Annotated in this window: 19 protein-coding genes and 1 tRNA gene; 12 read left to right on the plus strand and 8 right to left on the minus strand. The window is 41.8% G+C overall.

Translation table 11 applies throughout. The features are described from left to right. Nucleotides 1-331 precede the first annotated feature (331 nt). A complete protein-coding gene (locus C7391_RS06970; protein ID WP_133517838.1) occupies nt 332-2,512 on the minus strand; it encodes a helix-hairpin-helix domain-containing protein in 2,181 nt (726 codons plus the stop codon). A 418-nt stretch (nt 2,513-2,930) separates the two neighbouring features. Beyond that, a complete protein-coding gene (locus C7391_RS06975; protein ID WP_223610971.1) occupies nt 2,931-3,734 on the minus strand; it encodes a queuosine precursor transporter in 804 nt (267 codons plus the stop codon). A 194-nt stretch (nt 3,735-3,928) separates the two neighbouring features. Between C7391_RS06975 and cca the strand changes: the two genes are divergently transcribed. Continuing rightward, on the plus strand, nt 3,929-5,323 hold the full coding sequence (gene cca / locus C7391_RS06980; protein WP_133517839.1) for a CCA tRNA nucleotidyltransferase: 1,395 nt from the start codon (nt 3,929-3,931) through the stop codon (nt 5,321-5,323). Between the two features lie 111 nt (nt 5,324-5,434). Here cca and C7391_RS06985 read toward each other — a convergent pair whose 3' ends face one another. The 3 genes from C7391_RS06985 to C7391_RS06995 all read right to left on the minus strand — a co-directional run bounded on the left by C7391_RS06985 (nt 5,435) and on the right by C7391_RS06995 (nt 6,876). Next, entirely contained in the window at nt 5,435-5,710 is a 276-nt protein-coding gene (locus C7391_RS06985) for a hypothetical protein (RefSeq protein ID WP_166627446.1), read from the minus strand. A 502-nt stretch (nt 5,711-6,212) separates the two neighbouring features. After that, nucleotides 6,213-6,662, minus strand: a complete 450-nt coding sequence (locus tag C7391_RS06990; protein ID WP_133517841.1) for an N-acetyltransferase — start codon at nt 6,660-6,662, stop codon at nt 6,213-6,215. Between the two features lie 141 nt (nt 6,663-6,803). Beyond that, nucleotides 6,804-6,876: transfer RNA gene (locus C7391_RS06995), tRNA-Arg, on the minus strand. Between the two features lie 256 nt (nt 6,877-7,132). Between C7391_RS06995 and C7391_RS07000 the strand changes: the two genes are divergently transcribed. The 9 genes from C7391_RS07000 (at nt 7,133) to C7391_RS07040 (ending at nt 16,569) form a co-directional block, all read left to right on the plus strand. Then, nucleotides 7,133-8,863 carry a right-handed parallel beta-helix repeat-containing protein gene (locus C7391_RS07000; RefSeq protein WP_133517842.1) on the plus strand — a complete coding sequence of 577 codons (1,731 nt, stop codon included), beginning with the start codon at nt 7,133-7,135 and terminating at the stop codon, nt 8,861-8,863. A 247-nt stretch (nt 8,864-9,110) separates the two neighbouring features. Next, a complete protein-coding gene (locus tag C7391_RS07005; RefSeq protein WP_133517843.1) occupies nt 9,111-9,962 on the plus strand; it encodes an Mrp/NBP35 family ATP-binding protein in 852 nt (283 codons plus the stop codon). Nucleotides 9,963-10,299: 337 nt separating this feature from the next. Further along, a complete protein-coding gene (locus C7391_RS07010; RefSeq protein WP_133517844.1) occupies nt 10,300-10,869 on the plus strand; it encodes a biotin transporter BioY in 570 nt (189 codons plus the stop codon). A gap of 81 nt (nt 10,870-10,950) precedes the next feature. Then, nucleotides 10,951-11,883: an ATP-binding cassette domain-containing protein gene (locus C7391_RS07015; protein ID WP_133517845.1), complete on the plus strand. Its 933-nt coding sequence runs from the start codon at nt 10,951-10,953 to the stop codon at nt 11,881-11,883. 81 nt (nt 11,884-11,964) lie between these two features. Further along, nucleotides 11,965-13,158 carry an energy-coupling factor transporter transmembrane component T family protein gene (locus C7391_RS07020; protein ID WP_133517846.1) on the plus strand — a complete coding sequence of 398 codons (1,194 nt, stop codon included), beginning with the start codon at nt 11,965-11,967 and terminating at the stop codon, nt 13,156-13,158. 179 nt (nt 13,159-13,337) lie between these two features. Continuing rightward, complete coding sequence (locus C7391_RS07025; RefSeq protein ID WP_133517847.1) at nt 13,338-14,093, plus strand: ABC transporter ATP-binding protein; 756 nt, start codon at nt 13,338-13,340, stop codon at nt 14,091-14,093. 12 nt (nt 14,094-14,105) lie between these two features. Further along, nucleotides 14,106-15,338 carry a SufB/SufD family protein gene (locus C7391_RS07030; RefSeq protein WP_133517848.1) on the plus strand — a complete coding sequence of 411 codons (1,233 nt, stop codon included), beginning with the start codon at nt 14,106-14,108 and terminating at the stop codon, nt 15,336-15,338. A gap of 419 nt (nt 15,339-15,757) precedes the next feature. Beyond that, the gene (locus tag C7391_RS07035) at nt 15,758-16,024 is read left to right on the plus strand and encodes a DUF2798 domain-containing protein (protein ID WP_133517849.1); all 267 of its coding nucleotides are present in this window, start codon (nt 15,758-15,760) and stop codon (nt 16,022-16,024) included. A 287-nt stretch (nt 16,025-16,311) separates the two neighbouring features. Then, complete coding sequence (locus C7391_RS07040) at nt 16,312-16,569, plus strand: DUF2798 domain-containing protein (protein ID WP_133517850.1); 258 nt, start codon at nt 16,312-16,314, stop codon at nt 16,567-16,569. A gap of 170 nt (nt 16,570-16,739) precedes the next feature. On the opposite strand, the gene C7391_RS08625 is transcribed toward C7391_RS07040, so the two are convergent. Next, nucleotides 16,740-17,213, minus strand: a complete 474-nt coding sequence (locus C7391_RS08625) for a hypothetical protein (RefSeq protein WP_317852544.1) — start codon at nt 17,211-17,213, stop codon at nt 16,740-16,742. Nucleotides 17,214-17,492: 279 nt separating this feature from the next. Between C7391_RS08625 and C7391_RS07050 the strand changes: the two genes are divergently transcribed. Next, the gene (locus C7391_RS07050) at nt 17,493-18,812 is read left to right on the plus strand and encodes a hemolysin family protein (RefSeq protein WP_133517851.1); all 1,320 of its coding nucleotides are present in this window, start codon (nt 17,493-17,495) and stop codon (nt 18,810-18,812) included. 205 nt (nt 18,813-19,017) lie between these two features. On the opposite strand, the gene C7391_RS07055 is transcribed toward C7391_RS07050, so the two are convergent. Beyond that, the gene (locus C7391_RS07055) at nt 19,018-19,239 is read right to left on the minus strand and encodes a hypothetical protein (protein ID WP_133517852.1); all 222 of its coding nucleotides are present in this window, start codon (nt 19,237-19,239) and stop codon (nt 19,018-19,020) included. A gap of 582 nt (nt 19,240-19,821) precedes the next feature. Here C7391_RS07055 and thsA point away from each other — a divergent pair. Then, nucleotides 19,822-21,456: a thermosome subunit alpha gene (gene thsA, locus C7391_RS07060; protein WP_133517853.1), complete on the plus strand. Its 1,635-nt coding sequence runs from the start codon at nt 19,822-19,824 to the stop codon at nt 21,454-21,456. 467 nt (nt 21,457-21,923) lie between these two features. Here the strand turns inward: thsA and C7391_RS07065 are convergent, their stop codons facing one another. After that, entirely contained in the window at nt 21,924-22,121 is a 198-nt protein-coding gene (locus tag C7391_RS07065) for a hypothetical protein (protein ID WP_166627447.1), read from the minus strand. Between the last annotated feature and the right edge of the window lie 162 nt (nt 22,122-22,283).

Raw genomic sequence — 22,283 nt, forward strand, 5'->3', positions numbered from 1 at the left:
TGATTTTAATTTTACATGAAAAAAATCTGATTTTAAATTTTTGTCTCGTCGTGGTAGAATCCGCAATCCTCGATTTTGCGCGCTTCGCTTGCAAAATCTCCGGGTTGCGGTCGTATTTGGACTTTTCTTTAATTATACAAAAATTAAACATCGGTTTTTAATAAATCATTAAATCCGAACTCCCTTTTCAATAAAATTAAAAAAAGAAAAGAGGGAGTTCGTTTTTTCGTAAAATGAAGAAAAAACGATGTTTCATTTTTCAAAAAAATAAAAATAAAAAAACAAAACGAAAACAAAAAAAACAAAATACGATTTGATTCGATTTTTGTTTTTAATTTTTTGCTTCAAACTTTTTCTTCAGCTTTTCATAAAATGCATTCTCAACACCCGTTGACGTCAAAAACAATTTTTCAACAATCAATTCGGGCGTGCTTTTCGCGATATGATTTTTAATCGGGTTTCTGTTAACGATCAAATTTAAATCGTCATCTAAGCCGCCGGCTTCGATGCCGTCAACACGAATCGGAATGTCGCAATTTTCCATGATGGATTCAGCCAAGTGGGAAACGAAAAGTGAAAGCGTTTTGCCGTTTTCACAAAATGTTTCTAAGAGGCCGGCAATGATTTTAGCGGATGCGCCGGGCTCGGTGATGGATTCCAATTCATCGGCGAAAACCGCGCGTTCGGTGCCGTTGCTTTCGGAAACGATTGAGAAGTTCCGAAGCGTCGTTTCAAACGCGCCGGCATCGAGCGTGCCTTTGGATTTCCCGAAATAATAAAATTCTTCAATCGGCGAGAATTCAAATAATTCAGCCGGCACCGGAAATCCCATGTGTGCTAAAATCAAACATTGCCCGACAAGTTCCAAAACAGTTGTTTTGCCGCCGGAATTCACGCCGCTCAAAAGAACGGTATTTTCAACATCATAAGAAACAGGCGTAATCGCGTCAAATCCGTATTTGGAAGAGAGGAAAAGATTGCGGCCGCCTTCCAGATTGAAAAAGACGTTCCCTGATTGATTTTCGGGATTTGCCGGCAAATTCAAATTCAATTCAGTGTTTTGCGATGTTTTGGCAAAAACCGGAAACGTCATTTGATAAGCATTTGCAAAAGACGCCGCCGAATACCAACAATCAAATTCGAGACAATCATTAATCAAAAGCGACATCGCTTCTTTTCGGCCGGCCAGCTCTTTGGAAAGCTGTTTTTTCTGTTTCTGCTCAAGCTCGGCTGATTTACCGGAGATTTCTTTTTTAAACCGTGTCAGCGATTCCAAATTAAGCTTAACGGGACACTCGATTTCGTCACCGTAAATATCGGATAAAATCATTTCTTCATCGCGCTTCAATGAAAGCGTTTCGGTGATTTCGGTAAGCGTTTCCTTTAAAAGTTCACGGTAGGGTTTTGACACATTCGCCGTCACGATTTGTTTCAAATCAGCCCCGGATAAAATATGCATAAGCTGATCGCCGTCCAGCGTCAGCGTGTTTCCCGTCAAAACATTTTTCAATTTATCGGAAAGTTCAGCCGCTTTCCGGAGAAGGATTTCATCGCACATGACTGAAATATTCCTCAATCGATCAGCTTCAGGATCAATCCCCGGATTCATACTGCCGTCTGCATTCAATCTTTTAAGAAGCGTTCGAAGTTCAAGAGACTCTTCCGCGGTAAATTGTGAAAATAATCCGCTCATAGAGCCGGCGGCCAATATTTCCGCCAAACGGAGAGAAGCGTCAAAGCTTTTCAGATTTTTAACAAAATATGAAAGCGCCATTTCGGGAATGAGCTGCTCGATTTCAACCGCGTCAATGTCGCGGAAATATTCATACCCGGATTCAGGAAGATCGAATTCAGGGAAATCAAATAAAATAACGGAGCGGTAGGAGAAAAAGAAATCTGCGCATTCCTGCGGATCCGTGACAAGATGAACAGGCAGAATGCTGCCGAATTTTTCATGGGCTTCAATATAAACAACTTCGGAAAACGCCAAAACAGCGCGGTCACGAATCTTTTGAACCGTTCCGTCTTTGGTGGGAGTGATTTGAGAAAGCAACGATTGAATCATTTCGCGCTCGTCGGGAGAAAACGATTGTAAAATCGTCAAATGGGTTTCGATTTTTTCACGAACATCCAACGCCAAATCCAATCTTCTTTTCGGATAAGGAACCAGCCGCTCAATAAAATCCGCTGAAAATTCAGTGCAGCAATGTTTTTTTATAATTTTTAAAATGCCGGCATAAAGCGCTTCCGCTTCTTTTGTTTTTAAGAAATCCTCCAATGAAACGCCGTTCTGCTCTTTTGAAACATTCAAAATTAATGATTGAGCTGACTTTCGGGTCATTCCTTCAACGCGACACAATTCATGAACATCGCCTTTCAAAAGCGTTTCAAGAGCCTTTTCTTCGCTGCCGAAACAAGTGACTAAACGCTTCTCTAAAATGGACCCGATTCCCGAAATATCTCTGAGGCGCATGTTTGTTTTAATCGCCGTGCTTTCTCCATCCGAAATCATAAAAGAATAATCGGTGAAAAGACATATAAGACTCAAGCAAGCGGGGTGAAAGTATAAATTAAAAATCGTTCCGCCGCTCTTCGGGAGGCTCATGTTTTTTACAGGCGGCGGGAGGGCGGTGTTTGTAGAAAATTCGCTGCACGAATTTTTAATGGCTGCGCCGCCGAAGGCAGGCGTCAGACACAACGTTTGGAATCAGGTTTAAGTTTGCTGCTTGGAGTCAGGTTTCTGTTTCCATATGGGTTAGGGTGTTTACTTAAAAATCGCTTCGCGATTTTTAGCGGCTCCGCCGGCAGTAAAACAGTACACAAAACAGACTCATTAAGCAAAGCGCCGTCACGCGCGAACAACATCAATTTTTAACAAATAACACAAAACTAACCCACGGTTTTTAAAAAAGAAAAAATAAGAAAAAGAATCAAACTTTTTCTTCAACAAATTTAACGTTTTCTAAATCCGTTTTACCGAGCATACGCTTGTAAAGAACGAACCAGGGTGTATCAGCAACGCCGATAACCACTTTAACGACCAGCTGGTCGACAATCAAGCCGGTAACAACTTCCCAGGGCATGCCGCCGATGAGATAGAAAGCGATGACCACGAAAATGATAGAGTCGACCGCCAAACTGAACGCGTCTGTGACGAGTGAGCGAATCCAAATGTACGGGTTTAAGAAAGCGTCGCCTTTGAAAGAGAGTTCTCTCGGGCGGAGCTTGCGTTTGATGTAAGAAAACATGTATGTGTCCAGCAACGAGCAGACCAAAAAGGAGATCCAGCTGGCAAAAGTCACACCGACGCTGAGCGCGAAAATCGTTGTCCATTCCGTGTCCAATTCATAGAAAGCGGCGGCCGGAATTTTAACGGCCATTGCGATAAACATCACATAAAGAACTTGTGTCGCAAGCGCGATCATAACGGCGGCAACTGCCTTTTTTTTGCCGTAAACTTCATTGATCATGTCCAGCACTTGCGCGATGAACGGATAAAGAATCGCGGCGGCAGGGGTTGATAAAATAATGCTGTATCCGAACCATGTTCCGAAATCGAATGTCGCGAGTTTTGTCGCAATGACTTGAGAGCTGAGCAGGTAAGCGACGTAAAAAGCAGTTAACGCGGCAAATCCGTAAGCCGGGTATTTTTTAACAATTTTGACAGAAGAAATTGTCACAATTGTCATTGCAATCATCCAAAAAATAAGAATAAACAAAAGATCATAATTCATTCATGAAACCTCGGTTGACTAAAACGTTCAATCCTATAAAAAGCATTTCAAATAATTCAAGACTGAAAATAAAAATGAGGAAATAAAAACAGAGACTAAAAAATAAAATCAGCGTTGACAACTAATTATAAATATTTTTTAAACCCATGAAGTGATTGTAAGAAAATGTAAAGAAAAATCGGAATAGATAAAACATGACTGCCGACTCAAAAAAAGAAAAAATCGCTGAAATTAAAGACGAAATTTTAAAACGCGTTCGTCCGACAGCCGAAGAAAAAACAAAGCTTGAATCGGTTCGAAAAGGCATTATTGACGACATCGTCAGAATCGCTCAGGAACAAGGCCAATGCGATATCATTCCGCTGTCCGTCGGCTCGGCCGAGAGAAGCACGTGGCTTCACGGCAATCACGACATCGATGTTTTTATTTCATACCCGGAAGACATTCCGTTTGATGAATTCCATGGCCGGAGTCATAAAATTTTAATGGAAATGGCAAAAACCGGTGACACATGGGAAGACCGCCATTCTGAACATCCTTACATTCATATCACAAAAGAAGGGTTTGAAGTCGATTTGGTTCCGTGTTTTCGCGTAAAAAGCGGCGCCGAGATTAAATCCGCCGTTGACAGAACGCCGTTTCATTGCGCTTACATCAAAGAAAATATCCGCGGACTGGAAGAAGATGTTTTGATTTTGAAACAATTTATGAAAGGCGTCGGCGTTTACGGCTCGGAAGTCAGAACCGGCGGATTTTCCGGATATTTGACGGAAATTTTAACCATTCATTACGGCGGTTTTGAAAATGTTTTAACCCGCGCCGCCGATTGGAAATGCGGCGTTGTCATTGATTTGGCAAATCATCAAACACTGGAACATGACCACCCGCTTGTCGTTGTTGATCCGACGGATCCGAAAAGAAACGTGTCAGCTGCTTTATCGCTGACAAAATTCGCTCTTTTTATTGACCGTGCCCGCTCATTCATGAAAAATCCGAGCCCGGATTATTTCACGCCCAAAGAATACCCGCCGATGTCTTCTGAAGAATTTGAAAAAATGATGGCAAAGCGCGGAACGGAAATGATCGGCATTTCATTTCAAACGCCGCCCAAAGCGGAAGATACGCTTTACCCGCAGCTTTTCAGAATGGAAAAATCATTGGAAGAGCTTTTGGAACGAAACGAGTTTACGATTGTGAACACGTTTTCATGGTCGGAAGAGGGTGAAAAAAGCATTGTATTCATAGAGCTTTTGGATGCCGAGCTTCCGCCGCTTCAAAAAAGAGCCGGCCCGCCCGTTTGGAATGAAAGCAACGCGGAAACATTTTGTAAAAAATACAAAAACAATCCGAACACCTTCTCTTTCGCCATTGAAAACGAAAGATATGTCGCTGAAGTGCCGCGGAAATACAAAACCGCCGAATATTTAATTGAAGATTTGATTTTCAAAGAAGCAGCATTAGGAAGACACATTCGCGATTCCATGAAAACCGGTTACGATGTTCTTCGGGAAAAAGAAATCATGGAAATCAAAAGCGAAAGCTTTTGGAAATTTATGAACGAAAAATTAACGGCTCAAATCGAACCTTAATAGAGGGGGAAAATACCGGCGGCGCTCGCGCGAGTGCTGCACTTTCCCAGTATTTTTTAAAAACCAGGCTGTTTTTTCGAAAAATTAGAATCACGGGCAGAATTTTTAATTTCAGCAAAATACAGGGCCGATAGCGGTGCTGTTGCGGATGACAGCGGCAGAAACGGCAAGTGGCGGCAGCAACGCAAACCGTAAGGTAGCAGTAGCAATGCAAACAGTAAGGTAGCAGCGGCAATGCAAACAGTAAGGTAGCAGCGGCAACGCAAACAATAAGATAGCAGTGGCAATGCAAACCGTAAGGTAGCAGTGCCACGTTCGCGCAAGCGAACGGATGTGATAAAAAGACGCTGATGCACACAGCAATGCAGACGCAAATGCACACAGCAATGCAGACGCAAATGCACATAGCAACGCAGACGCAAATGCACACGACAATGCAGATCGTGTACACAGCAACGCAACTGCGCACGGTAATACAGGACAGATGAATCTCTTTAATTTGAAAAAATGTTCATTCGTTTTTGCTGTATCGGCCGGGTACGAATCCGCAAATTTCCGTTCCTCTCTTCGCTTTGCTCAGTTCGGAACGTAAATTAGCGGGCGGTTGTTTTGGGTTTAATTTATTTTCGTCAAAATCCGAACATCCGTTTCTCTTATTTTGTGAAAACCCGAACGCCGATTCAAATCCAAATATCAGTTTTTTAGGATTTAACAGGCGTTCGGTTTTTGTTATTTTTTAAAAAATGATGTTCGGTTTCAAAATGAATCGAAATAAAAACGAATCGAAATAAAAATAAATCGAAATAAAAAAGAATCAGGAATGAAAAGTGAGTAAAAAATGAAAGTGAGTAAAAATAAAAAAAGTGAATAAAAGGTGAGTAAAAAATGTTTAAATCTTTTTAATTAATGAGGTCGAGTTGCAGTCCGGATATTTGGAACAATTAACGCAATCCGCCCATATTTTCCACGGGAGTTCTTCACGTTTGATTTCTGTAAAACCTTTCTTTTCAAAAAAGTCGGGACTGCTGGTTAATACAAATAATTGGGCGAGGCCGATGGTTTTGGCATCTTCGACACATGCTTCCAAAAGCCGTGATCCGTTTCCTTGGCGCGTGTACGGTTTGGCAACCGCAAAAGAAACAACTTCTCCCAAATCTTCCCAATCCGGATGAACGCCGCAACAGCCGACAACTTTTCCTTCATCTTCCATCACGACAAAATCACGAATATTCGTAAAAAGACTGTCCAAGGAACGCGGAAGCATACAGCCTTCCGTTGCATAGGAATTAATTAATTCCTTCATTTCAAAAACATCACTCATCTTTGCTTTTCGAATCACGGTGCCACCCCGATTGAATTGGTTTGATTTCAAATCATCTGTGAGAATAAAAAACAATCGGTAAAGTTTCATTTTTCATGATAATTTCATTCATGAATTTGCTCATAAGGTTGCTTATACTTCCGTTTTTGTAAAAATAAGCGAGCGCGGGAGGATTCGAACCCCCGACCTGCAGCTTAGGAGGCTGCTGCCATATCCGCTAGGCCACGCGCCCGATGTGAGCAGATTCCTAATGTTTTGTCTTACATATTAATATTATGTTTTTTTTGTTTCACCGAGTTTAATCCTGCTTTCATTCTTCGTTGTTTTTTTCCATGCCTATCCATATTCTTTTTGGCATCAAATATTTTTATATATCTTCTGCTCAATTCATATTATCAGCTATATCGGAATTTTTCCCGATGTATAATCTGTTATTCTTACAAATTCTTTACAAGTAGGTTATTTACAACGAAATTAGGGGATAAATAATGCAATCCAAAATTGTAAAAACACTCGTTTTATCTGTTTTGATTTTGTTCCTTCTCACCGGTGTTGCCGCTGCCCAAGAGTGGGTTGTGACGGCTCCCGGAGATGTTGACAAAGTCAATCTCAGTATGGTCAATCTTGATAAAATGACTTTACGTGAAGCAATCGCTAAAGCCGGCTCCGGTGACACGATTGTTTTCTCGGAAAACATTTCAGCAGTTACAGTTACATATAATACATTGAACGTTTCCAAAGATTTGACAATCGGCGGCAATACTAAAGTGACGGTCGCGCGTGATTCCGGTCCAGTCACTCAAGAATTCTCCGTCTTTACCGTCTCCGGCGGCGATGTTGTTTTCAAACAATTATCCATTGAAAACGGTTACCTTATGAACGGTACCGGCGGTGCTGTTACAATTGACCGCGCAAATGTTACTTTTGAGTCCTGTACGATTCAAAGAAACAAAGCCGATTTGGGCGGCGGTGTTTATGCGGCAAACAGCAGCAATGTTAAATTTGTCTCAACATCCGTTTTCAAAAATAACGCGACGACTGACGGCAGTGCAATTTATTTGAAAGGCGGGTCGGTCGAACTCCAAAACTCCGTAATTGACGGTCACTCCGACAAATACAATGTCATCAAAGTGGAACAGGGTAAAATTATCGGTTCTCAATCCCGCATCATCAACAATGCCGTGACTTCCAAAGGCAGTCCGTTGAACGCTTCTGCCGGAACAACCGTTGAATTCAGAAACAGTACTTTCTCAAACAACACGGCAACAGAAGGTGCCGGCATAACATCTTACGGCGCGTTGCTCGTTGAAAATTGTGTTTTTAACGAAGGTAAAACATCCGGAAGTGGTGGCGGTATTCTTCTTGAAAACGGTTCAAGCGGAAACATCAGATACTCCATTTTCTCCAACGCAACTGTTGCAGATGACGGCGGCGGCATTCACATTGCATCCAATGCATCCGCAACGATTGACACATGTACTTTCCTCAACAACCTTGCAAACTACGGCGGCGCTTTCTTTAACCGCGGCACCGTTAATGCAAACGCAATTACGGCAGTCAACAACACAGCTAAATTCTACGGCGGCGCAATCGCTTTCTGGAATGACGCCAATTCAACGTTAACAAAATCCGCAATCGCAGGAAACATTGCAAAATCCAACAACACTGCAAAAGATGTCGGTGGCGGCGGTTTGAATGTTTCTAACAGTCAGGCAACATTGTCAAACAACGTGATTGTCGGAAACACCGACCCGAGAAAAGTCGACTTCGGTGAACTCAACTCAACCGTTAAAAGTGGCGGCAACAACCTTGTCGGCACTTACCACGGTAACGGCAGATTCCCGATTGACTCAACAGATGTTTCAGGCATCCAATTGGCTGATGTTTTCGTAATCGAAAACGACCTCCCCGCTGTCACAAAATCCACCGGACACACGGCAGGATATGACAAGGTTCCTGTTTACACAATCGCATTGAACAGCAGTGCAGACAACCCGGCAGCAAGCATCCTCGGCGGCGCAAACCAAACGCCGACACCGGAGCCGCCGGAAGAGAATGAAACCAATCAAACACCTCCCGAGCCCGATGGTGTACCGCCGGAATCCGGCTTAAAATGGCTGGTGTACGGTGCAATCATTGTCATTCTTTTGATTGTTGTCGTGATTGGTATTGTCGCATTCTTGAAATACAGACAAAAGAACCAATACAAATTCGGTTAAACGCTGAATGATATTCATTCGTTAAAGGCTCATTTTTAATTTGAGCCTTTAATTTTTTTCTTTTTTAATATTTTGAAATTTTGACTTTTTATATTTTGAAGTTGATTAACGTTTTTTATTTTGTATTTTGATTCGATTATTTGAAAAAATGAAATTTAAACAAATCTTAAACAAATCAAAGAGTCGAATTTTTAAATCATTTGTATTATTCATACTTTCATTCTTTTTCAAATTCAGGAGATTTTAAATGACAGAATTAAACGTTGTGAATAAAACGCCTCAAAAACCAAATCAACCGTCAAAAGCAGCACCGGCAATAGACATGAGCCGCATCAAAAATGTTTTTGTTGTGATGAGCGGCAAAGGCGGCGTCGGCAAAAGTACGGTCGCTTGCGCGCTTGCAGCAGGTCTTGCGATTCGCGGCAACCATGTCGGACTCATGGATTGCGACATGCACGGGCCGAGCGTTCCGGCAATTTTCGGCATCACATCCGGAGATTTGCAGGTTGTTGATGAAAAAATGATTCCTGCAAAACCCGAACCGAATCTGAATCTCGGCGTCATTTCAATCGGCTTGCTTTTGCCCGATGACGATACGCCCGTTATTTGGCGCGGTCCCGCAAAAGCCGGTGCCATCCAACAATTTTTCACCGATGTCGAATGGGGAGATTTGGATTATTTGATCATTGATCTGCCGCCCGGAACAGGTGACGAGCCGCTCGGCATTATGCAGTTGCTCCCGAAAAACAACGGCGCAATCATTGTCACTATCCCGCAGGACATCGCACTGACAAGCGTCCGCAAATCATTAACTTTCCTCCAAAAATTAGATGTTCCGCTGACAGGAATTGTCAGCAATATGGACGGTCTCATCTGCCCGCACTGCGATGAAAAAATTGAGCTTTACAGCTCCGGCGGAATTGATAAAGCAGCCGCAGATTTCGGCGCGTCAATTCTTGCCCGCCTGCCGATGGATCCTGAATTTTCAAAAGCACAGGAAAACGGAAAAATGGTGGAATGGATGATGAAAGAATCCGCTTGGACTCAAAGTTTCCAAAATGTTTTAGAAACGGTTGAAAAGAACAGTTCAAAACAGTAATAAAACTAAATTTCTTTTCTTCTTTTCTTTTTTTACTTTTTATTTTCCATTTTTATTTTCCACTTTTATTTTCCATTTTTATTTTCCATTTTTACTTTTTATTTTTCTCTTCCATTGTTACCCTATTTTTTTCTCTCTTCTTTACTTCCTCTCTATTCGTATTCTTCCTGTATCTCTTCTATTTTCGATATATGGTGATGACTTTTTTTCAAATTGAACTCTTGAGAAAATATATATAGCAGAAAGTAATTGTTTACTTTTGATCAGAATCAGGTTTACAATTAACTCGATTGATGTTATTTTTATATGTTTTATATTTTTATGACTTGTGATATTTATGGGTGAAGATCTCGATTACAAAGACGATTCCGTCAGAATTAAAAAAATGGTATTGGCTGCTCTTTTTGCAGCTTTGATTGCTGTCGGCGCATACATCAAAATTCCGATTACGCCTCTTGGCGTTCCGATTACGCTTCAGACATTCTTCGTTCTGCTCGCGGCTGTCACACTCGGCAGAAATTGGGGAACCGTCAGCATTATTGTTTACCTGATTGTCGGATTCATCGGCTTTCCGGTCTTTGCCGGCGGTAACAGCGGACTCGGCATCCTTTTCGGTCCGACCGGCGGTTACCTCTATTCATTCATCTTCGTCGCTTTCTTGGCCGGCTGGATGAGTGATCTTGCTAAAAATAAGAACCCTGTAACCATGTTTGGAATCGCTGCGTTCGGCAGTATTCTGATATTGGCTGTCGGTTCCGTTCATTTGGGACTCTCAACGGATATTCCGATGGGTGTCGCATTCACAGGCGGTTTTGTGCCGTTCTTTGTCGGAGATATGATTAAATCCATTGCAATCGGATTGGTTGCTCCGGCCTTAATCAAAAAAGTAAATTTCAGCGCATCGTAAATTCGGGCGCAGCATTCAATTATATTAAAAAACATTTCAAAAACGAATTTGCACTCTGTTGGTGCGAACGAGGGGATATATATGGAAAACGAAACGGGAATTTCCGATCCGGTCACAGATTTTTCTGAAACCGATTCGGAATCAAATTTAACTTTAAACGCCGAATCAAAGTCCGACAGCAGTCGCTCTTCAAACGAACGTGAAGTTGTTTTTGAAGCAATCAATTTGTCTTTTGCTTATCCCGGCAGTTCCCCTATTCTGAAAAACATTAATTTGAAAATTTACAAAGGCGATTTTACAATCATTGTCGGCCTGAACGGGTCGGGCAAATCGACTTTCGCTTATCATCTAAACGGGCTCTATCGGCCGACTTCCGGACGAATGACTGTTTTCGGCTTGGATACAAAATTCCGAAAAAATGTCTCTGCGATTCACCGCAAAGTCGGTATTGTTTTCCAAAACCCTTACACACAGTTTGTCGGAAATACGGTTGAAGAAGACATCGCGTTCGGACCCGAAAACTTAGGCTTGGACCGCGAAGAAATCAAAAAGCGCGTTTCAACGGTCTTGGAAGCGGTTCATTTGAAAGACCTTGCTTATCAGGATCCGTCCACGCTCAGCGGCGGCGAAGCGCAGGCAGCAGCCATTGCAGGTGTACTTGCAATGGATCCCGAATGTATCGTTTTAGACGAAGTCACCTCTATGCTGGACATTGCGGCCGAAGACCGCATTTTAAATCTCATCGACGGTCTTCGCGAGCGCGGCAAAACGCTTGTTTATATCAGTCACAATCCCAAAGATTTGCTGAAAGCGGACAGAATTATCGTTTTCGATAAAGGCGAAATCTCATTTGACGGCGATCTTCTCGACTACATCGCGTCCGGAAAATACCGGTTGCCGGATATGGTTGAATTGCTCAAACATCTTCGTGAAAACGGTATGAATATCTCAGAAACGATTTCAGATCCCAAAGAAGCCGCCGATGAAATCTTAAAACAAATTCGTTCAAAATAAAAGACCGGCAATTAGCAAATCAACAAACAATCAACAAACAAATCAACAATTTTCATTTCAAAATAAAAACGGAAGGTAAAGATGCATAAACAGTTTTTGGCTTATGTCGACGGCAAATCCTTTTTGCACAAATTGGATCCGCGGACAAAGATCATTACGTTGATGATATTGAGTATTATCATCTTCAACACAAATCGTATGTGGAGTTTAATCTCTCTTCTCCTTCTGTTTATTGCCGTCTCAATGGTCGCCCGCATTTCAGTCAAAAAACTTCTTTTATCCGTCAAACCGATGCTTTTTTTCATCGGAATCGTCTTTTTGCTGCATTTCCTTTTTGCGCCTGCTCCCGTTTTTTCGGATGTTACAATGTCCGTCAAATTGATGGATGACCAACTCAATCAATGGGACGATCGCTTTAATCCCGCAAAAGAATATGCGCCTTACACCCCTGTCCGTCTTCAATATTTCGAAAATTACCCTTATTTGGAAGAGCCGGAAAATGCAGGTGAATCCTGTTATGTTATTATAACTCGACCAATGCCATCGAATCTTTCAACGACTGAAATGCAGAATGTATATTTTGAGGCCGGTCATTTCAGAATCGAAAAAATTCCGTTTGATCAGATTCCGGAGGAAAAGCTTCATGAGTTCTCAATTGAATCTGTTCCGGCCGAACCGGATCCCTCAAAGCGTGTTTATTTCGGGGAGCCGGCCGTTTATCAAATAAAGGTCACGCCCGAAAAAAGCTTTTCAATTTACCCGAGCACGTACAGTTTCATGACCGGACTCGGCGTCGCTTTGAAGTTTATCTTATTGATTTTGTTCGCGTCGTTGATGGCGGCAACAACTAAGCAATCGGCATTGATTCAGGGAATTGAACGTCTCATCCGGCCGATTCCGCTGAAGTGGGCAAACATGACTTCTCATGACTTGGCGCTTATGGTTTTCTTGACGATTCGGTTCATTCCGCTTTTGACATCTACGGCGTATCAGATCAAAGTCTCTTCGCAGTCACGCGCTTTCAAGCCGTCCAAGAGTCCGCTCCGCGCCATTAAAATTATTTCCACTTCTTTAATTAATTCGATAATCAATTTCGCAGATGACGTTTCAAGAGCGATGCTGAACAGAGGGTACACAGGTGTCGGCAAAACTTCCATGAATGAATTGAAATTCAAGCAAAGAGACGGCGTTTTCTTCTGCTCGTTTATTCTTTTGATGCTTTCCATTATCATGTTTGTCGGCTGGCTCCAGCTTTCTCTCGGCGTCGGTGTTTGAAAAAACAAACATAATTTCTCTTTTCGCAACTCTTTTATAGAAATGCATCACTATTCAAGTATCTTTTTGATACTACGGTGTTTTATAGAAACACAGCAAAAGAATGATAAAAAAGGTTGAGAATCTTTTTATTTCTCAAATCGTATTTGGAATTATAATTATTAAACGGAGTCAAAACGATGCTTCAAATTGAAGACTTATATGTCGAAGTGGCCGGGCGTCCGCTTCTTAAAAATGTGTCACTGACAGTGGAGAAAGGGGAAACGACGATTTTATTCGGTCCCAACGGTGCCGGTAAATCCGCGCTTTTAAGCACGATTATGGGCTTTTCCAATTATAAAATCACTTCCGGTAAAATCTATTTCAAAGGAAAGGACATCACAGAAGCGCCGATCAATGAACGCGCGAAAATGGGAATCGGCATCATGTCACAGCGTCCGCCCAACATCGCAGGCGTTAAACTGCGCGATTTATTGGAAATCGAAACGCATAAAAATCTTTTAAATTTAGAAGAAATGGCGCGCAGCATTGACATGGAACGTTTCTTGGAACGTGATATCAACGTCGGCTTTTCCGGCGGCGAAATCAAACGCTCCGAACTCCTCCAGCTCAGCGTTCAGCGTCCCGATTTCTATCTCTTGGATGAACCGGAATCCGGTGTCGATCCTGTCAACATGGCGCAAGTCGGCAACATGATTCGGAAACTGATCTGCAACAAAAAGGCGTGTACATCACACGACCCTGAAAGAAAGGCATCACTCGTGATTACGCACACCGGTGAAATTTTAGATTATTTGGATGCTGACAAAGCGTATATTTTATGCAACGGAACCGTTATGTGTTCCGGCAATCCGAACCGTTTGCTCAAAGAAATTAAAACGCAAGGCTATGACGAATGCATTCGCTGTAAGATGAATTTAACACAAATTCAGTAAGAGGTGACAAAAATGGCAGAAAATAAAAGCAATGCAAAAGATAAAGAAACGGCAGAGCGCATTTCAAAATCTTTGGACAAAGAAGCCATGTACGGCGGGCACGTCGATTTAAAACTTTATCATATTCCCGATGAATCTATTGAAGTCAAAAAGATGACTGATTTGGATTCCATAATCAAATCGTCCTTAACGAATGTCGGCATTTCCGCAGACGGTAACGCAGGCGGCAATTTCCTGATGTACAACAATAAAGTTTCTCACCGCTCTTCCGCTCAAGAAGGGTTGGAAATCATGTCCGTCAAGGAAGCGCGTGAAAAATATGACTGGCTGGAAGATTATTGGTGGAAGCTGGTGAGTCCGGAGGCTGACAAATACACAGCCCGCAGTTACATGGAAGATTCTGACGGCTATTTCATTCGCGTGCTGCCCGGCACTAAAATCACATCGCCTGTTCAGTCCTGTTTAATGATCGGATCAGAAGAAGCGCTTCAGACGGTTCACAATATTATTATCGTAGAAGAAGGTGCCGAGCTTGAAGTTGTGACAGGCTGTCTGACGCATGACGGTGTTCAACGCGCGCTTCATATCGGTGTTTCAGAAATGTATGTTAAAAAGAACGGCAAGCTGACGTTTTCCATGATTCATGATTGGGACGAATCAGTTGAAGTCCGTCCGAGAACAGGCATTCGCATCGAGGAAGGCGGTCTTATGACCAACAATTATGTCTGTCTCAAGCCGGCTAAATCCATTCAAACAAATCCGTCCGCTTATTTGGAAGGCGAAGGCGCAACAGCTTATTTCAACACAATCGCTGTCGCCCATCCGGACTCTGTTTTGGATATGGGCAGCCGTGTCTTTTTGAATGCGTCGCACACCAAAACCGAAATTATTTCCCGAACGATTACAATCGGCGGCGAAGTGATTTCCCGCGGCGACATCATCGGAAACGCGCCCGAAGTTTACGGACATTTGGAATGTAATGGTCTTGTTCTCAATGAAAACGGCTCTCAAAAAGCTATTCCTGCGCTTGAAGCACACGCAATGGATGTTGAAATGACACACGAGGCCGCCATCGGCAGAATCGCTCGTGACCAAGTGGAATATCTCATGACGCGCGGTTTGGATGAAAACGAAGCGACAAGTTTGATCGTTCGTGGTTTCCTGAGTGCAGGCATTGAAGGCATTCCTGAAATTTTAAAAGAAGATATTGACGATATTATTAAAAAGACGGCAGATGCTTCCTGATCTTGCCGTTTTTCTTTCTCTTTTTTTCTCTTTTTTATTTTTTAAAACATCATTTCCGTTTTTCCCTTTTTCTCAAAAAAACATATTTCGTTTTCTATTTTTTAAAAATTTGTACGGCTCGCGCGTGCGGGCTGTCGGCAGAGGCAGTACCGGACTTGGTAAGGAAACGGCTTAATCTTTTTTTATTTTTGGATTTATAAAAAATGTCATTCAATATTCATGACAAATATACTTTTGCGAACTCCACCCTCTGCTTCTGTTTTTTGCTATAACTCATCTCTTACTATGAAATTCATATGCAAAATGCTTAAATACTTTTTCAAAAAGGTTGAAGCTGCATATTGAATATTTGAAAACGAATTTTCTAATATGCCTCTTTGCCTGAAAAGGATTATTTAAACTTTACATGAGGTATATTTATGGTTAAAAGAAAACTTATTACCGCTTTCTGCATGACATTTTTCATGTCCTGCGGTATGTCTTTAATTATGCTTTTGATGAACGCCGGTTTACCCGATCCGTTCTTAACAACTTGGTTTAAAGCATGGGCAATCGCATTCGTCTTTGCATTTTTGCTGACGAATATCATTTCTCCGATTGTGCTGACTAAAATCGTTCCGTTTATTATGGGCGATAATCGTCAGGCAGCTGCAGAAAATATGACAGCCGTTCCGGCTGAAAGCTAAATGTTCAATTAAAAAAGTAATATCGAAAATGTTAATTTTAAGGTTATTAAAATTCAACATTTCATTTTTTTGATTTTTTCACATTTTTTGATTTTATTTATTTTTTAATTTTATTTATTTTTTAATTTTATTCTATTGTTCACTTTTTTTAACGTCTTTATATCTTGTTTTCAAACACCGCTTATACATTACTGTTTAATTGTCAATGCGATTTTCAACATTTTAAAATACAATATGGTTGACTCTAAAAAGAAATATTTATATACGGCTTCCTCAAAGAAAATGGCATGAACCGAAAACAGTTTCTTTCCAATGTTGTCATGTCTGTTTTTATGTCCGGCTGCATGTCGCTTACAATGGCAGTTGTCAATCTCGGACTCGGTCCGCATCTCCCGTACGCATGGGCGCGCGGCTGGGCAATCAGTTTCTTAGTGGCACTGCCGCTGGTCTGTTTTATTGTTCCGCGTCTGCACAGCATTGTCGGCAGGTTCTGTCCGGAAGACTGTACGCCTCCATCTGATTCTGTTTCGGTTTCAGATGAATAAATGCCATTTCAGATCAAAATTCAAAATTTGAAAAAGGCGTCGAATCTTGATATAAAGAAAAAATAAGGTCAAAAATTAAAAAACGTGAAAACAAAGAAAAAATAAAAACAAAGAAAAATAAAATCAAAAAAAATTAAACAAAAAGTAAAAACAAAAGTGAGTCGAAGGTCTTATTCCTCATCCTCTTCAGTTCCATCTGATTCGTCGTTTTCTCGCTGTTCTTTCATTTTTTCGCGTCTTTCAGCTTTTTCCTTTTCTTTTTCCATACGTTTTTTGTCAGCCAACTGCTGTTCGTAAAGTTCTCTTTTTTCTTCGTTTGTTAAAACAACATCTGTTTGACCGATGAACCGCTGAAGCGTGCCGGCGGTGGTAAAAACTTTTTCACGTGCGCCTTTCTGGTTAATCATCAGACCGAGGAAAACAAGACCCAATCCGAGAAGTTGCATTGATTGGATTAAGAAAATGCCGAGCAGCACGACGGATGAAGCCAGGATTCCTTTTAACGCGCCTTTTCTGTAAGAAACGTAGCCGGTTCTTCTGAAGATACGCATGTCTCTAAATGTCAGGAATAAAATCGTAAAGTAGGCGAAGACGCCGATTCCGATGTAAATAAGCGTCAATGTATCAATGTTTTCCAATACCATATTTTCCCTCTGTTGTTTGTTAAACCGTTCTGTAAAAGTTAAATTAAAACCGTTTTGATTCTATTAAAACATGGTGCAGGTTTGATTCAATTTTAAATACGTTTATATTGAATGGAATTTATCTTACGCTTTACATTTAATCATTAATTTACAATCAATCTACATCTAATCTTATCTACATCTAATCAATCTACGTCTAATCATTAATCTTCAATTTACTTCTATTTTCAAAACAGAAATTCTTCGACAGAGAATTATTCTTTTAAGAGTGCATGAATTATGGAAATTCCTTTGACTTTTTGGTATGTCCTGTTATTTATTTTGCTGGCTTTGTCCGCTTTTTTCTCGGCAACGGAAACGGCTTATTCAACAGCGAATAAACTTCGTTTAAAAGCAATGGCTGAAAACGGAAACACAGCCGCGACACGCGTTTTAAAAATAACGGAAGATTACGATAAGTTCATTTCAACCGTTTTGATCGGCAATAATATTGTCAATATCGGTGCGTCTTCAATCGCAACAATTCTTTTTGCGCGTTTATTTCCGGAAGAATTGGCGGCGGCAGTTTCAACGGTTGTTGTGACGGTCGTTGTTTTGATTTTCGGGGAAACGCTTCCAAAAAGCATCGCAAAGGCGAATGCCGAAAAATACGCTTTGATCACATCAAGAGTGGTCGGTATTATTATGGTTGTTTTTTCGCCGCTTGCGTTCATTTTGGTTAAACTGATTAACGTATTCAGCCGGAAAAAAGAATCTGAAGCTCCCTCTGTTACGGAAGATGAATTGAAATATATTATCGAATCCATTGAGGAAGAGGGCATTTTAGAAGAAGATGAAAGTGATCTTGTTCAGTCGGCGTTGGATTTTGACGAGACGACGGTTCAGGAAATCATGACGCCGCGCTCAAATATCGTGGCGATTAATATTAATGATGATATTGATGCGATTTTAAAAATTATTATTGATGAAGGCTACACGCGCGTTCCTGTTTACAAAGATAATTTAGATGATATCCGCGGCATTATTAATGTCAAGGATGTTTTAATCCGCATCGCGACGCACAAGCGTGTTAACATCCGTGCGCTGATGAAGCCGGTCACGTTTGCTTACGTGACAATGAATATTTCACCGCTTCTCAATGAAATGCGCGCGGCCAAGTCTCATCTCGCGGTTGTTGTCGATGATTACGGCAGCACGAAAGGCATTGTCACGATGGAAGACATTTTAGAGGAGCTCGTCGGTGAAATCTGGGACGAATACGATGAAATCGTTGAAGAAATCGTTGAAGTGGATGACGATACTTACGAAGTCAGCGGCAACATGAACATCGATGATTTGTTTGACTATCTTGAAGTTGACAACCGCGATTTCGAATGCAATTACAATACGGCCGGCGGTTGGGCATTGGATGTGTTTGAGCGCATCCCCAAAGCAGGGGACGTTTTCTCTTACAAAAACCTGAGAGTAACGGTCTTGGGAGCAGACGAACAGCGCGTGACAAAACTCAAAGTCGAAATAATGGACGAGCCGATTTCTGATGAAGAAACGAAATGCGGCATCGAAGAAAAAGCAGAAGACCCCGATTCCAAAACAGAATAATCGAATCGGTTGTATCTGTTTTTCTTTTTCATTTTCTTTTTGATTTTTTTAATCTTTTCAAAAAACGGATTGTTCTTTTTTGATTTTTTGTAAACCGCGGAGTGGCTGTGCCGGAGCGCGGTTGCCTGTAGTGACAAATCGCGGCGAGCGTATGGCAGGTGATAGCACGAACGCAAACGGCAGGTAGCAGTGGCAAACGCAAACTCTAGGTGACATCGCGAACGCAAACGGTAGATGACAGCGCAAACGCAAACGGCAGGTGACAGTGGCAAATGCAAACGGCAGGTGACAGTGGCAAACGCAAACGGTAGATAACAGCAATTCCGTTCGCGCAAGCGAACGGGTGTCCTAAAAAGGAGCAGATGCACGCAGCCAACTGAATGCATGCAGTCAACTGAACACACGCAGTCAAACAGATACATGTCATAAACAACATGCGTAGAAATAATCAAATGAAAAGGTGTTTTAATTTTGCTGTATCGGATGGGTACGAATCCGCAAACTTTCGATTTCTCACTCCGCTTTGCTTCGTTCGAAATCGTAAGTTAGCGGGTGGTTGAATCGGGTTTCAAACAAATCAATAAAGGACACGGGAACGGGTTCAATTATTATGGGCGCGGTTTCAATTTTAATTACTTAATTAATGTCTTGGCGTTTTCAATATTTTCAATATTTCCTCAAAAAACGCGGATTTTGAATCTTCCTTTTATTGCTTCTATTTCTGTCCTCTGCTCTTCTTTTTGCAAAATGGTCAAGGGTAATTCTTATATAGAAGCGTTTACATTAGTTTAATTCCAAATCTGAGTTACAGATGCATGAAACAGTCCCTCTAAATGATGATTTTATATCGGCTGTTTCGTGAAAAATTTAAAATCGGATTTTCGGCTTGTTCGAAATCCGGCGTTTAATGCTTGTTTAAGCTTGTTTAAATTTGTTTAATATTTATTTGCCGGCGGCTTTTGTCAACCGGCAGCGATCTTACAATTTATCAAAGGAGGATTTAGTAATTATGTCCGGACAACCTATCTTTATTTTAAGTGAAGGCAGCAGAAGAACAAGAGGTTCCGATGCCCAAAACAATAACATTATGGCAGCCAAAGCTGTTGCCGAAGCAGTCAGAACAACGCTCGGCCCCAAAGGAATGGACAAAATGCTTGTCGATTCCATGGGTGATGTCATCATTACAAACGACGGCGCAGCCATTTTAAGAGAAATGGATATTGAACACCCGGCGGCAAAAATGATTGTCGAAATTTCCAAAACACAGGACGCTGAAGTCGGTGACGGAACAACCACCGCCGCTGTTTTGGCAGGCGAACTTTTGGCAAACGCCGAAGAACTTTTAGAAGATGGTATTCACCCGACACTCATTTCTGCCGGTTACCGCATGGCATCCGAAAAAGCTCAGGAAATTGTCAACTCCATCGCATTAAACGCATCCGTTGACGATGTCGAAACTTTGAAAAAGATTGCCGCAACCGCAATTACCGGCAAAGGCGCAGAAGCGCACAAAGACAAACTTTCCGAATTAACCGTCGAAGCTGTCCGCTCCATCACAAAGACCGACGCGCACGGCAAAGTCGTTGCCGACACCGACAGAATTAAAGTCGAAAAGCGCGCAGGCGGAAGCATTGAAGACTCTGTTTTGATTGACGGTGTTATCATTGACAAAGAACGCGTCCACCCGAACATGCCGACCAGCATCAAAGACGCTAAAGTCCTTCTCCTCGGCGCAGCAATTGAATACAAAAAGACGGAAACCAAATCCGAAATCAAAATTACTTCTCCGGACCAAATGCTCAGCTTCATCGAACAAGAAGAAGCCATGCTTAAGGAAATGATTAACAAGGTCCTTGCCTCCGGTGCAAATGTGATTTTCTGTCAGAAAGGCATCGATGATCTTGCTCAATATTATTTGGCTAAAGCAGGCATTTTGGCCGCACGCCGCATTAAGCAGAGCGACATGACCAGACTTTCCGAAGCCACCAACGCCAAGATTTTGACAAACATTGACGAAATCAAAGCTGAAGACCTCGGATCTGCTGACCTTGTCGAAGAAAAAGAAACAACCGGCTCCAAGATGATTTACGTCACAGGCTGCCCGGGCACAAAAACCGTTTCACTCTTCCTCCGCGGCGGAACAGAACACGTTGTTGACGCATTGGACCGCGCCATTGAAGACGCTATTCGTGTCGTCGGCGTTGCCATTGAAGACCAAAAGGTCGTTGTCGGCGGCGGTTCTCCTGAGATTGAAATCTCTCTTCGCCTTCAGGAATACGCAGCAACACTTTCCGGCAGAGAACAGCTCGCTGTCGCCAAGTTCGCATCTGCGCTTGAAATCATTCCGCAGACCCTTGCAGAAAACGCAGGTCTTGACCCGATCAACATGCTTGCTGAAATGAAAGCACAGCACGAGAAAGGCAACAAGAACGCCGGTCTCAATGTTTATGAAGGAAAAGTCGAGGACATGTACGAAAACAGCGTCCTTGAACCTTTGAGAATTAAAACACAGGCCATCAACGCCGCAACCGAATCCACAATCATGATTCTCAGAATTGATGATGTGATCGCATCCGCAAAAACCATGCCGATGCCCCAGGGCGGCATGCCGGGAATGGGCGGAATGCCTCCCGGTATGATGTAAACAAAAATTCCTCGCTTCGCTCGGAATTTTTCAAGGGCAGGTTAGGGCGGTGTTTTCGAAAATCGCTTCGCGATTTTATGGCTCCGCCTTTGATTGGAGGGTGATGTTTGTGAAACGCTTCGTGTTTTATGGCTTCGCTGTTCCTTTCAAGTCCTTCCATTCTTATTTCGATGCTTATCAAGGCATTGCAGGAAATCTTACGGTTTTCGGCTGCCTTTTCAGCCTTTATAATCACTCTCTTAATTTATCACCAAACTCTCTCTATAAAGGCTGTTTTTCTTTTTTTGTTTATTTTCTTTTTTTGTTTATTTTCATTTTTTTAATTCTTATCTCTTCAATTCTGATTTCTTCAATTTTATCCAAATAACTTGTTTTATTTTTTAATATCTCGTCGATTTCAGTTTTTTGAAGATGTGTCATTTCCGTTTTTAGGTCCTAAATAAAATTTATATACAATTAAAATCTATTCAGAATTGCACAATTTTACTTGATTTGAGATTATTCTCAAGACCTCCAATCCTGAATATCTTAAATCCCTCCGATAAAGCATCGGGTAAAAAGCCCTCTCTCGGCTTTCTTTCTTTTTCAAAAATTGTGCCGGATTTACATTCATCAAAATCCGTACGAACCATAAAACATACACACACAACAAAAACCGCTTTCATATCGACCCCGCGAAAGCATTTCATTCCCCCCGGTATAAATGCAACGGAAGCGGTATCAGTAATACGGCAGCACTGCATTTTCCGAAATGGTGCAGTTGCTGCCGGACTGTTTTTCAAATCTCAAATATTCAACAATTTTTAGCAATTTTAACAATTTTAACA

Source organism: Methanimicrococcus blatticola (assembly GCF_004363215.1).
In the GTDB taxonomy this organism is placed as follows: domain Archaea; phylum Halobacteriota; class Methanosarcinia; order Methanosarcinales; family Methanosarcinaceae; genus Methanimicrococcus; species Methanimicrococcus blatticola.

Bases quoted from the DNA above. Each gene is read 5' to 3' on its own strand.
- C7391_RS06970 (WP_133517838.1), bottom strand. From the start codon at position 2,512: ATGATTTCGGATGGAGAAAGCACGGCGATTAAAACAAACATGCGCCTC.
- C7391_RS06975 (WP_223610971.1), bottom strand. From the start codon at position 3,734: ATGAATTATGATCTTTTGTTTATTCTTATTTTTTGGATGATTGCAATG.
- cca (WP_133517839.1), top strand. From the start codon at position 3,929: ATGACTGCCGACTCAAAAAAAGAAAAAATCGCTGAAATTAAAGACGAA.
- C7391_RS07000 (WP_133517842.1), top strand. From the start codon at position 7,133: ATGCAATCCAAAATTGTAAAAACACTCGTTTTATCTGTTTTGATTTTG.
- C7391_RS07005 (WP_133517843.1), top strand. From the start codon at position 9,111: ATGACAGAATTAAACGTTGTGAATAAAACGCCTCAAAAACCAAATCAA.
- C7391_RS07010 (WP_133517844.1), top strand. From the start codon at position 10,300: ATGGGTGAAGATCTCGATTACAAAGACGATTCCGTCAGAATTAAAAAA.
- C7391_RS07015 (WP_133517845.1), top strand. From the start codon at position 10,951: ATGGAAAACGAAACGGGAATTTCCGATCCGGTCACAGATTTTTCTGAA.
- C7391_RS07020 (WP_133517846.1), top strand. From the start codon at position 11,965: ATGCATAAACAGTTTTTGGCTTATGTCGACGGCAAATCCTTTTTGCAC.
- C7391_RS07025 (WP_133517847.1), top strand. From the start codon at position 13,338: ATGCTTCAAATTGAAGACTTATATGTCGAAGTGGCCGGGCGTCCGCTT.
- C7391_RS07030 (WP_133517848.1), top strand. From the start codon at position 14,106: ATGGCAGAAAATAAAAGCAATGCAAAAGATAAAGAAACGGCAGAGCGC.
- C7391_RS07035 (WP_133517849.1), top strand. From the start codon at position 15,758: ATGGTTAAAAGAAAACTTATTACCGCTTTCTGCATGACATTTTTCATG.
- C7391_RS07040 (WP_133517850.1), top strand. From the start codon at position 16,312: ATGAACCGAAAACAGTTTCTTTCCAATGTTGTCATGTCTGTTTTTATG.
- C7391_RS08625 (WP_317852544.1), bottom strand. From the start codon at position 17,213: ATGGTATTGGAAAACATTGATACATTGACGCTTATTTACATCGGAATC.
- C7391_RS07050 (WP_133517851.1), top strand. From the start codon at position 17,493: ATGGAAATTCCTTTGACTTTTTGGTATGTCCTGTTATTTATTTTGCTG.
- C7391_RS07055 (WP_133517852.1), bottom strand. From the start codon at position 19,239: ATGACATGTATCTGTTTGACTGCGTGTGTTCAGTTGACTGCATGCATT.
- thsA (WP_133517853.1), top strand. From the start codon at position 19,822: ATGTCCGGACAACCTATCTTTATTTTAAGTGAAGGCAGCAGAAGAACA.
- C7391_RS07065 (WP_166627447.1), bottom strand. From the start codon at position 22,121: ATGAAAGCGGTTTTTGTTGTGTGTGTATGTTTTATGGTTCGTACGGAT.